This is a genomic window from Pseudanabaena sp. 'Roaring Creek' (assembly GCF_001402795.1).
Taxonomy (GTDB): Bacteria; Cyanobacteriota; Cyanobacteriia; order Pseudanabaenales; family Pseudanabaenaceae; genus Pseudanabaena.
Map to the genome: position 1 here is coordinate 20188 of NZ_LIRE01000767.1, position 11196 is coordinate 31383.

General features: G+C 42.1%; 9 protein-coding genes. 4 read left to right on the plus strand and 5 right to left on the minus strand.

The window, feature by feature from the left end; genetic code table 11:
• Positions 1-106: 106 nt before the first annotated feature.
• The 5 genes from AC805_RS24075 to AC805_RS24095 all read right to left on the minus strand — a co-directional run bounded on the left by AC805_RS24075 (position 107) and on the right by AC805_RS24095 (position 5443).
• Positions 107-1075, minus strand: coding sequence for a hypothetical protein (locus AC805_RS24075; RefSeq protein ID WP_055077763.1), 969 nt, complete (start codon positions 1073-1075; stop codon positions 107-109).
• Between the two features lie 83 nt (positions 1076-1158).
• Positions 1159-2019 carry an alpha-1,2-fucosyltransferase gene (locus AC805_RS24080; RefSeq protein WP_055077764.1) on the minus strand — a complete coding sequence of 287 codons (861 nt, stop codon included), beginning with the start codon at positions 2017-2019 and terminating at the stop codon, positions 1159-1161.
• A gap of 8 nt (positions 2020-2027) precedes the next feature.
• Positions 2028-2909: an FkbM family methyltransferase gene (locus AC805_RS24085; RefSeq protein WP_055077765.1), complete on the minus strand. Its 882-nt coding sequence runs from the start codon at positions 2907-2909 to the stop codon at positions 2028-2030.
• Complete coding sequence (locus AC805_RS24090) at positions 2899-3729, minus strand: putative sugar O-methyltransferase (protein ID WP_055077766.1); 831 nt, start codon at positions 3727-3729, stop codon at positions 2899-2901. The genes AC805_RS24085 and AC805_RS24090 overlap by 11 nt, the downstream gene beginning before the upstream one ends.
• 418 nt (positions 3730-4147) lie before the next feature.
• A complete protein-coding gene (locus AC805_RS24095) occupies positions 4148-5443 on the minus strand; it encodes an ABC transporter ATP-binding protein (RefSeq protein ID WP_055077767.1) in 1296 nt (431 codons plus the stop codon).
• 386 nt (positions 5444-5829) lie between these two features.
• On the opposite strand from AC805_RS24095, the gene AC805_RS24100 reads away from it, so the two are divergent.
• The 4 genes from AC805_RS24100 to AC805_RS24115 all read left to right on the plus strand — a co-directional run bounded on the left by AC805_RS24100 (position 5830) and on the right by AC805_RS24115 (position 11085).
• Positions 5830-8622, plus strand: a complete 2793-nt coding sequence (locus tag AC805_RS24100; protein WP_055077768.1) for a DNA topoisomerase (ATP-hydrolyzing) subunit A — start codon at positions 5830-5832, stop codon at positions 8620-8622.
• A 154-nt stretch (positions 8623-8776) separates the two neighbouring features.
• The gene (gene aroF / locus AC805_RS24105) at positions 8777-9811 is read left to right on the plus strand and encodes a 3-deoxy-7-phosphoheptulonate synthase (RefSeq protein WP_055077769.1); all 1035 of its coding nucleotides are present in this window, start codon (positions 8777-8779) and stop codon (positions 9809-9811) included.
• 83 nt (positions 9812-9894) lie between these two features.
• Positions 9895-10359 (plus strand): thioesterase family protein, encoded by a 465-nt coding sequence (locus AC805_RS24110; protein ID WP_055077770.1) that lies wholly within the window; start codon positions 9895-9897, stop codon positions 10357-10359.
• A gap of 93 nt (positions 10360-10452) precedes the next feature.
• Positions 10453-11085 carry a class I SAM-dependent methyltransferase gene (locus AC805_RS24115; protein ID WP_055077771.1) on the plus strand — a complete coding sequence of 211 codons (633 nt, stop codon included), beginning with the start codon at positions 10453-10455 and terminating at the stop codon, positions 11083-11085.
• The last annotated feature ends 111 nt before the right edge of the window (positions 11086-11196 follow it).

Here is an 11196-nt window from a genome sequence, read left to right on the forward strand (position 1 = left end):
TAAAACCTGCGGTGCAAGCGCAGCTTGCACCGCAGGTTTTAGATCTGGATTTTAATTATCCCTAGATACATAGTCAACACATAGTCAAACAGTTTTTATAATTATCTTAAATTGTCTTTCTGATAGCGAATAAAGATTTGAATTTACTTCCTAATTGTCGGATCTTACTTTTTGTTTTACCGATAAAGCTATTATTTTTTCTAGCTAGTTCTTTTATAGATTTCCCTCCGAATACATGATCGAAAGTATAACAATCTGCTTCCCTATGTCTAACCACAAAAGGAGGATGGCAGATTATCCCAATATCAGCAATTTCCATATTAGCAAGATGGCTCTCAATATAAGTATGGGTGGCGTTTTTACCAAAACCGATATTTGATATCAAATTAACATTTGGTAGGATCGTTAATCCTGCCTGTGACCAGCAAGAAAAAATCCACATATAGTCCCAAATATCTTTGGGTTGCTCTGACCACATCCGTTCAAAAATTCTATACCAATATTGCTGTTCGTACTCATCACTAAAGACTTGTTTGAGTAGTCCTGAATCTGTGAATTCCAGCCAGTTCTCTAAGTGCAAGTCACACTGTTTCCAAGCTCTTCGCCATGTTGCCCATCCCCAGCTATGGGGATATTTTGAGAAGTAATAACTGTAGGGAGTTCTCTTATTCCCGTCTTGAAAATTACTACCACTAATGGTCATAACCCGTTGATCATCGCGATAATGTTTAAGAAGAGTTTCGCAGTATTGGAAAAATGAAAGGTGCGGGAGACAATCGTCTTCTAAAATTATTGCCTCATCTACATACTCAAAGACCCAGTTTATTCCTGAATAAATGCGATCGCGACATCCTAGATTGATGTCTGAGTAATTTCGTGAAACTTCACAACTCCAGTCAATTTTCTCCGTTATTTCCCTAGCTCTTTGACATAAGATTTCTTCGTTTTCATTACGGGAACCATCTGCAACTATGAATAATCTAGTGGGCTGAGCTTGACGAATAACATCAAATACTCTCGCAGTTAAATCTGGGCGACGAAATATAAAGAATACGACAGCAGTGGAACAGGACATAAAGAATTATTTAAAATGATTTTATGGGAAACTAAAATTGTATTTATTTGCGATCGCTGGGCAAAGTCGAAGCCTCTCACAACTCATTTAGGATTGCTATATACATCTACGTAATCTAAAAAACTAGATTCAATAAAACTAGGGAACCAAGAACTTAAGCGATGATCGATCCAATACTTTGGGGCTAAAAAAAATGAATCAGGCTGACTCATTCTTGCTAAGTATGCAGCCCACCAAGCAAAGCTACTTGCGGACAGGATCCCACCTTTACATTGAGTCATTACAGCAAAATCTTCTATGCTCGATCCATAGGAAATATAGGCATTTTCTAAATCTCCAAATACATCTTTGACATAAAAAGGATCGTCTGAGACGAACACAAAAAATGGATCATGAATTTTAGTACAAATTATATTAATACAATTTTGATAATAGGAAGCTGGTAAAACTGCGGGATGTGACTTTGTTCTCCATGTTAGATAATCTCCCCTCCGAATGTGAACAAATATAGATGTTCTTCCTTGAGTTAAGTTCAATAATAATTGTTGAGCAAAAGACAATAATTCTGGTCTTAATTTCAATATGTCGATAGTTTCTCTTTGGAAAAATAATTCACTTTGAAAGTAGGCTTTTTCTGCAAAGAAGATTTCTTTGGATATCCCAAAATCCAATATTATTTCTGGACGTTTATTGGATTCCTTGATTGTTGTAATAATTTTTTTCTGAGCTAAGAATGACATGGCTCTGTAGATTCGGTAATAAATAGCCCTTTCCCATCTAGGACTATTACTGTTGATTATTTTGGCTTTTATTCCTGTAAAAACTGATTGAAGTTCGCTAAATCCTAGTAGTATGAGTTCTTCTTCAGATCTGCATAGTTGACGAAGTGCTGCATACTGAAATATCTGATTGCCCAATCGACCTGATTGCTGAAAAATTAGCATCGTAAATGTCAAGAGAAATATCGTTTTATTTTATTTAATACCCTTGTCAATATATTTTTATTTATGTTTGTATTTACATTTATATTTGGTTGGATAGAAGTATTGCTTGCATTGGTAGAGATAAATTTAGACGTAATCCTATCTAAATCGAGTTGGCTCAAAATGCGATCGCGGCTAGCAATTATATTTCCATAGTTAGCATATTCTGGAAATATTTCATCAAAAGAATGAATACTGGATAAATCATAAATGTTTGCAGAGAAGTCAGGAGCAGAATCGATTAAAATTATCTCTTTATAATCTAGAACCCGCAAAACTTCTAAACATTTAAGAGTACCGCTATAAATATCAGAATTCCATCCACCTTGCTTACTAGATTTGAGATCGCCTCCCCCATACTCAAACATTAAAACTAGTGGCAATAGGATATCGGGAATATCTAATAATTGATTAATCACATCAATTTCAGTCCCTTCAATATCTATTTTCATGCAAGTTATCTCGTTTACTAGTTCTTGCTTGAGAAGTGTAGGTAAGGTCATCGACATAACTTGTTTAGATTTATTCTCAATTCCCCACCAATCCGAACGAGTTGAGCAAAGATTTGTGTTCTCAGAGCCTTTCCAAGTTCCCATATAAATGCTAACCATCCCATCTGTCTCAGTGATACAGCTTTCCCATAATTTGATGCCATCGCGATCGCAAATTTGTTTTAGTTCGTCATTGGGGACTGGCTCAACGGCGATCGAAGTAAACCCTAGCTGTTTAAAAAGCAAGCAGTAAAAAGCAAATGTGCCTACCCCAATATCGATGGTTAACCCCGATCTATCACTATCAACTTCGGGGAGAATATGATTTAGTAAAGCAAAACAGCACTCTTCAACATGCATTATTTTTGGCTCTTAGCAATTTTTCTATCCCCCAAACTATTAATTCAATACCGCAAGCCCTATCTAGTTGACTCAAAGGATACTCGTCCTTAAATAATACTACGCCATCGATCCTTTGCTTAAAGTCTTGCCCAGACATCTGATTGCTATCCCAAGTGTGGCTGGCAAAATTACAGAGTAAATAGCCTCGTTGAGATTTTTGGATAATTTTTTCCATATATACATCTTGAATTTCCCGTTGGATCTCGCTAAAGGCATAGTTACTAATTACTAAATCATACTCATTGTTATGACTTAACTCTTCTTCAGTTAGGTATTCTACGTTAGGTACTGAAAGGTCATTTAAAAATCTTTTGCTAAGTTGCAAGCATGGTTGTAGATCGATCAATGTATAGGAATTGACGCGATAAAAATCAGAAATTATTTTGCAAAGTCCACCATATCCACCACCGATTTCCACAATGCGTTTGCCATTTAAGTCACCGAAAAAATGTAGCAGATCGCTTAAAACATTAATGTATCTTAAGGTTGTGGGAGAGAAACTATACTTAGGAGAAAAAAAACTATGTTTGTAGGGAAAAGTGTTTGGAGAACCGACTTTTTCGCTAGACACAAAATTTGGAAGGTAATTTGCTAATTCGCTTTGTTTGGAAAGAGAAAGCTGAAGATAATCTTTCCCAGCTTGTTTGGATACAGTTTCCACAATCTTTGTATAGACTGGATGCCTTCTGAAACTGTTATAGATAAAATCGTTATTAGCTGCTTGAAAGCAGAAATCTGGATATTCTCCATCGTCCGAGCAACTGCTTCTGCATTCCATAACTTCAATTTTCACTCACTATAAACTAATATCAATAAACTAATATATTATACCAAGTTAAGAAATGGCGTAGCCATTTCTTAACTTGAAAACTCTTACTACATTTGGTTTTAATCCACGAAAGTGTGACAACATTTTCGTGGATTGATATTAAACTTGTACAATGAACTAATACCAATTTTCAAAATGGCACTGCCATTTTGAAAATCTCAAAACCTTACTGGTTTTGTTTTTTAATTCACTGAAGTGTTGGCTCACTTCAGTGAATTGGTATAACTACTTCAGCATAATTAAAATCCAGATATAACACCTGCGGCGCACGCGCAGCGTGCGCCGCAGGTGTTAGGGTTGTATATTTAATTAAGTCCACTTACTTAATAGCTATGTAATATTTTCTATAACTATTTTTAAATGTTGACTAAATCTTGGCTAGTCCATAATTTTCTGAGTGCCATAAAGCATTAACTAAACTAACTCCGTGGGAAATCGGTGGAACCTCACCAGAATTGTAGAAATCTCCATCCACAACTGTGACATCAATAGCACTATCCATTGAATCAAAATAACTTCCATCCCTTCCATTGTTTGGCATTATACTATAGCTCAATCTATATACAGATGATGGTAAAGGTAATCTCTTGATTTGGCATACAAATGCACCATGTCCATAGGCGATATCTAGAGTGTTTTGAGTAAGTCTACTATGATGTAAAAATACTGGATTGTCTTGGTTAGTTTTAAAAGATATTCCTGCAAGAATTCGATCGTTTTTAAGTAGTTTTGTTTCAAAATAAAGGTAAATACTAATATCCTGTCCTGATTTTACAACGTCCAAACTTTTGCCATCTTCATCCCTAATATCAATACTTACTACTTTGATTTCCCCAGTTCCTTGGCGATCTTGGCGATCGCGTAGAGAGACTACATTATTTGTAAGACTCGATAGATATTTAGTAATTGCATTTGTCCGATCGCCTACATATCTAAGCTCTCCACTTGCTAACAAAATTCCGCGATCGCATAGTTTTTCAACGGCGGCGATATTATGACTGACAAATAAAACCGTTCTTCCTTGTTTACCGACATCTTCCATTTTTCCCAAACATTTCTTTTGAAAAGCGGCATCTCCCACAGCCAAAACTTCATCAACAATTAAAATCTCTGGTTCGAGATGGGCGGCAACGGCAAAAGCCAGCCTGATATACATTCCTGAAGAATATCTTTTAACTGGTGTATCTAAAAATCTTTCTACCTCGGCAAAGGCGACTATTTCGTCAAATTTTTTCTTGATTTCATTTCTTTTCATTCCCAAAATTGCACCATTAAGGTAGATATTCTCTCGACCTGTTAGTTCGGGATGAAAGCCAGTGCCAACTTCTAAAAGGCTCACAACTCGTCCTTTAATCGATATTTTCCCAGCAGTGGGTTCGATGATGCGGCTGAGGATTTTGAGGAGGGTGGATTTGCCTGCGCCGTTGCGCCCGATGATGCCTACGCGATCGCCGCGCTTAATTTCAAAAGATATATCCTTGAGCGCCCAAAATTCTTCCTTGACTTCATGAGGTTGAAAGCGATCTTTCCTGAGAAAACTTTGCGCGAAGTTTTTAGTGCCATTGGCGATCGCCTCTCGCAAAGACCGATAACTTTCTTGCTTTTGATGACCAATAATGTATTTCTTGCTTAAATTTTCGACTTGGATTACTACATCAGACATTTTGAGTTCTTAAAACTTGAGTTCTTAAAACTAAGTCGGCAAAGATTGCTGACCACTATATCAGAAGTGCGATCTCTACTATGTTGCCTAGTTTATGCCAAACCCCAAAGGACAATCGGCGGCGCAAAGCGCCGCCAATTGTCCTTTGGGGTTTCATTAGTCCTATCTATCTTTTTTATTGCTATAGGCTCAATTAAATATAAACCCCAAAACAGTGTTACAGCGCTCTGCGCTGCAACACTGTTTTGGGGTTTATGTCCTTGCCTATACCTCGGTCATAAGGGGAAAAAACAGCACTGGTGAAACGCAAAGACACTACACGACTTGTTTTTGCTGTTACATTGTTTTTGTTATCGTGATTATCTTGTACAGCGTTCGTAGATTTTATGGCAAAGCAAGGGCAGCAACAGTTAGATTTCGGGTTGGAGTCTAATGGGGGAAATATTATACCAACCTCATTGCATACTGAAATGCAGCGATCGTATCTAGAGTATGCGATGAGCGTGATTGTTGGTCGTGCTTTGCCCGATGCCCGTGATGGTCTAAAACCCGTGCACCGCAGGATTATCTATGCAATGCATGAGCTAGGGCTGGTGCCTGATCGCCCCTTTCGTAAATGTGCCCGTGTCGTCGGTGATGTATTGGGTAAGTATCATCCCCACGGCGATCAATCGGTTTATGATGCGCTCGTACGCTTGGTACAGGATTTTTCGAGCCGATATCCTTTGCTGGCAGGACATGGCAACTTTGGCTCGGTGGATAACGATCCTGCGGCGGCGATGCGCTATACCGAATGTCGGTTGGCGGCGATCGGCAATGAGGCTTTGCTGAGTGAAATTGAGGAGGAAGTTGTCGATTTTGTCGATAACTTTGATGGTTCGGAGCAGGAGCCAGCGGTACTGCCCGCTCAGTTACCCATGCTGTTGCTCAATGGCTCGACGGGGATCGCCGTGGGCATGGCGACGAATATCCCGCCGCATAATTTGAGCGAGATCGTTGATGGGGCGATCGCTTTACTCGAAAATCCAGATCTACCCGACGATCGGTTATTGAGTTTAATCCCTGCCCCTGACTTCCCGACTGGCGGGATTGTTATGAATGAGGAGGGCGTGCGCGAGGCGTACCTAACTGGACGCGGGAGCATTACGATTCGGGGCGTTGCTTCGGTAGAGCAGTTTGGTGGTAAAGGTACGGGCAAGCGCCAAAAACAAGCCATTATTGTGACCGAGTTGCCCTATCAGGTGAATAAATCGGCATGGATCGAGAAAATTGCGGAATTGGTGAATAATGGCAAAATTGAGGGGATTTCCGATATCCGTGATGAAAGCGATCGCGCGGGAATGCGTGTTGTCATTGAAATCAAAAAGGATATTGCGCCAGAAGTAATTATCGATCAGCTCTATCGTCAAACCGCTCTGCAATCAAATTTCGGGGTGATTCTGTTAGCCCTCAAAGGCTCGCAGCCCAAGCAGATGAGTCTGCGCGAATTGCTGCAAGAGTTTCTCTCTTTTCGCGAAGAGACTCTTTCTAAACGGTTTCGCTATGAGTTGAAAAAAGCCCAAGAAAAATCCCATTTATTAGAGGGGCTAGCGATCGTTCTCCAAGACCTCGATCGCTTGATTCGGATTTTAAGGTTTGCCAATAACAGCGCTCTTGCCAAAACCGATCTCCAGACGGAGTTTTCCCTCTCGGAAACCCAAGCTGAGGCGATTCTCTCGATGCCTTTGCGTCGGATCACTGCCATTGAGCAACAAAAGATCCGCGATGAGCTGGAGACGTTGCAACAGCAAGTGGCGAGACTTGAGAAATTGCTAGGAGATCGGCGAGAGTTAGTCAAATTTTTGAAGAAAGAACTACGCGATCATAAAAAAAGGCATAGCGATCAACGACGGACGCATCTTGCTTGGCAGCTTTTAAGTAATCGCCCTGAGGAGCCTTTGGGCGAGGATGAGGCGGAGATGCCTAAAGGCAATTCAAAAACTCCTAAGTCCAAAAATACGGATAACGGCAATCAACAAACCCTTGAGATGGGGGTTGTAACGGAGAATTTTCTGGACAAAACTGCTACGAAAGTTCCAAAAGCTACCAATCAAGAAACCGAAAAAACGAGCGATCGCCAATCAGCAACTAAATCTACAACCAAATCTACAACTAAATCGGCAACAGGCAAGCAACCGCAGACCATCGAAGTGCCGCTTATTTCTCTGACGACCGAGCTGAATATCCCCGTTGCGGAGCCCCAAGATGTCACGATTCAACTCACCCATAAAGGCTACATTAAGGGTTTAGAAAGTAATTCTAAAGCTACTCAATTGGTCGATCTCGGTGATGATGTCACGATCGCTTCCTGCGATACCCGTAGCGATCGCGAAATGGTGGTACTGACGGATGCGGGGCGAGCCTTTCCCATTGCCCTGCGCAATCTGCCGATCGCCAAGGGTAAAAGTCGCGGCACGCCTTTAATTACGTTGCTACCCGATAGCACCGATCGCATCGTGTCCCAATTTATTTGGGAAAAGAATCCAGCATCTACGGAAGGCTTAGTACTGCTTTCCCGTCAAGGCAAAATTAAGCGATCGCCACTAGCCGAATTTGCCGACATGACGGCACGAGGATTAATTGCCGCCAAATTTAAGGATGATGATGCGCTTTTCTGGGCTGATATTGTGGGGTTAGAACAGGAATTAGCGATCGCCACTTCCGCAGGGAGAATTCTTCGCCTTAAAGCTGATGAAACCCAAATCCCTACCGTGGGGCGTGCGGCGGCAGGAAATATCGCCCTAAGGTTGGGAAGCTCGGAAACGCAGATCGGCGTATCGATTCTTGATTTACAACAGTATCCCAGTTCGGAACTAATCCTGATTACGGCGGAAGGCTTCGCTAAACGGGTAGCAGCGGCAAACATTCGTTCTGCGGTCAGGGGGGCGATCGGTTCGCAATGCTTTAAGTTCCAATCGCGCACTGACAGCTTAGTCAGCATGGCAGCGATCGCTAGCCCTCGCCTTGATTTACCCGTCACCTTCTTGATCGGTCAAGACCGCGATAATGGATTAAGAACCGTCCAAATGCCCCTAGGCGCGATTCCCCTAGAGGTACCCAATAGTCAAGGGCGCTCTATTTTTGCTGGGGAAAGCGATCTCATGCGATCGGAAAAAGTGATTCGTGTAGTTGCCAAATAAGCCATAAAGCTAAGAAATAGCGCTGCGGGGCTTTGCCCCGCAGCGCTATTTCTTGACTGGGAAGGGAACGGGCAAGTTTATGTAAGCCGAAGGTAACAATGGGCGAGCTTGGTATAATTAATAACATTGCAAGGAAAATAGCAGGAGACTAGCCGTGATCGTAGTAACCAAGATCGGTACATCTGCAACAGAAATTGAGCGGATATGCGATGAACTATCTAGCTGGGGATTATCTCCCGAAAAAATTGTGGGGAAACACAAGGTCGTGTTGGGTTTGGTTGGTGAGACCGCCAACCTTGATGTCCATCGTATTGAAGAATTAAGCCCTGCCATTGAGACCGTCTTGCGGGTGGAGCGTCCTTTTAAACGGGCTAGTCGTGAATATCGTCAGAATGAATCTAGCGTTGTTACCGTGCCTACCCCCAATGGCGATATTGCGATCGGCGAAAACTCTCCCTTAGTCGTAGTGGCGGGTCCTTGTTCGGTGGAGAATGAAGAGATGATTGTGGAAACTGCGATGCGAGTGAAGGCCTCAGGTGCGCAGTTCCTAAGAGGCGGAGCCTATAAACCCCGTACTTCGCCCTACGCCTTTCAAGGGCATGGAGAAAGCGCTCTATCTCTATTGGCAGCAGCAAGGGAAGCGAGTGGATTGGGAATTATTACGGAAGTAATGGATACGGCGGACATTGATAAGATTGCGGAAGTTGCTGATGTGCTGCAAATTGGTGCGAGAAATATGCAGAATTTCTCCTTGCTCAAGCAGGTAGGCAAACAGAATAAGCCAATTTTGCTAAAGCGAGGACTAGCCGCGACGATCGATGATTGGCTGATGGCAGCAGAGTACATCCTTGCTGAGGGAAATCCTCAAGTGATCCTTTGCGAACGCGGTATTCGTACCTTCGATCGCGAATATACCCGTAATACTCTAGACTTAGCTGCAATTCCCGTATTGCGTAAGTTAACCCACCTACCCATTATGATCGATCCCAGTCATGGGACGGGTTGGTCGGACTACGTGCCATCGATGAGCTTGGCGGCGATCGCTGCGGGTGTCGATTCCCTGATGATTGAAGTACACCCCAATCCTAAGAAGGCTTTGTCCGATGGTCCTCAGTCGCTTACTTTCGATGACTTCGACAAGCTAATGGTCAAAATCAATCGGATGGCTCAAGTGATGGAGCGAGCATAGAGATGGGTTGAAGCACAAAGTGCCTCGACTTGTGCCTCAACTTGTGCTTCAACTTGTGCTTCAACCGATTGCTCGTTAGGACTATGCATAAACCATTTACTTACGATCGCTCAATTCATTTTCAAGACACGGATGCGGCAGGAGTCGTTTATTTTGCCAATGGCTTATCGCTCTGCCATGAGGCCTATGAGGCTTCATTGGTAATGTCAGGAATTAATCTCAGAGCCTTTTTTAGTGGCAAGGAGATCGCCGTTCCCGTTACCCATGCCAGTATTGATTTTTTTAAACCTATGTTTTGTGGCGATCGCATTACCATAGAGCTTACGCCAACTTTACTGAGCCCCGTATCCTTCCAAATTGCATATCAATTATTGCCCGATGAAGTATTGTTTGATGAAGGTGTTCATGGAGAAGGATTAGAGAAAAAAGCGATCGCTAAAGCCTTAACTAAACATGTCTGCATTAATCCAACTACTAGAACAAGGTGTAATCTATCCAGCGAACTTTTAAAGTGGATAGAGACTCCTTCCTTCGAGAGGATGGATTAAGTAGCTAAGCAGAATTTGCGTTTTCATGTTGCCGTAGGCAACATGAAAACCGCTATAAATAATGATCAATGGCAAATTAATGGCAATTAATCAATGACTACAATATTTCGGGACTGGAGTTATCGCTATCAATGGTTTTATGACATGGTTTCTGCTTTGGCAGCGATCGCTGTAGGTGGGGAAAAACGCTTTCACCGTTTGTTTTTAGAGGATTTGCCAATTAACCCCGAAGCAAAAGTTCTCGATCTTTGTTGCGGAGCAGGGCAAGCAACCCATGAAATGGTCAAGCATTTTCATTATGTGACGGGGTTAGATGCCTCCCCGATCGCGATCCAACGCGCCAAACGAAATGTGCCCCAAGCTCAGTATGTAGAAGCCTTTGCCGAAAAAATGCCCTTTAGCGATCGCGCTTTCGATCTGGTGGTTACAAATACGGCGATGCATGAGATGGCATCAGAACAGTTACGACAAATCATTCAAGAAGTCCATCGGATTTTGCTTCCCGAAGGTCAATTTATCATTATTGATTTCCATCGTCCGACTAACCCCCTTTTCTGGTTACCGATTGCCACTTTTCTATGGTTGTTTGAGACAGAAACTGCATGGCAATTGCTCCAAACTGACCTCCACCAACTTTTAAGCCAATCGGGATTTCAAGTTACATCTAGCCGACTCTATGCGGGGGGAAGTTTACAGGTTTTAAGGGCAACTAAACAAATTGCTTAGGCGATCAAATGCCGAAGAGAATGGCGATCGCCATTCTCTTCGGCATTTGCCAAAATATCTATCTCTAATACCAAATCACAAAATGGCGTAGCCATTTTGTGATTTTAAAAC

Excerpts from the sequence above, each read along its gene's own strand:
- AC805_RS24075 (WP_055077763.1), bottom strand. The coding sequence starts at position 1,075 with ATGTCCTGTTCCACTGCTGTCGTATTCTTTATATTTCGTCGCCCAGAT.
- AC805_RS24080 (WP_055077764.1), bottom strand. The coding sequence starts at position 2,019 with ATGCTAATTTTTCAGCAATCAGGTCGATTGGGCAATCAGATATTTCAG.
- AC805_RS24085 (WP_055077765.1), bottom strand. The coding sequence starts at position 2,909 with ATGCATGTTGAAGAGTGCTGTTTTGCTTTACTAAATCATATTCTCCCC.
- AC805_RS24090 (WP_055077766.1), bottom strand. The coding sequence starts at position 3,729 with ATGGAATGCAGAAGCAGTTGCTCGGACGATGGAGAATATCCAGATTTC.
- AC805_RS24095 (WP_055077767.1), bottom strand. The coding sequence starts at position 5,443 with ATGTCTGATGTAGTAATCCAAGTCGAAAATTTAAGCAAGAAATACATT.
- AC805_RS24100 (WP_055077768.1), top strand. The coding sequence starts at position 5,830 with ATGGCAAAGCAAGGGCAGCAACAGTTAGATTTCGGGTTGGAGTCTAAT.
- AC805_RS24110 (WP_055077770.1), top strand. The coding sequence starts at position 9,895 with ATGCATAAACCATTTACTTACGATCGCTCAATTCATTTTCAAGACACG.
- AC805_RS24115 (WP_055077771.1), top strand. The coding sequence starts at position 10,453 with ATGACTACAATATTTCGGGACTGGAGTTATCGCTATCAATGGTTTTAT.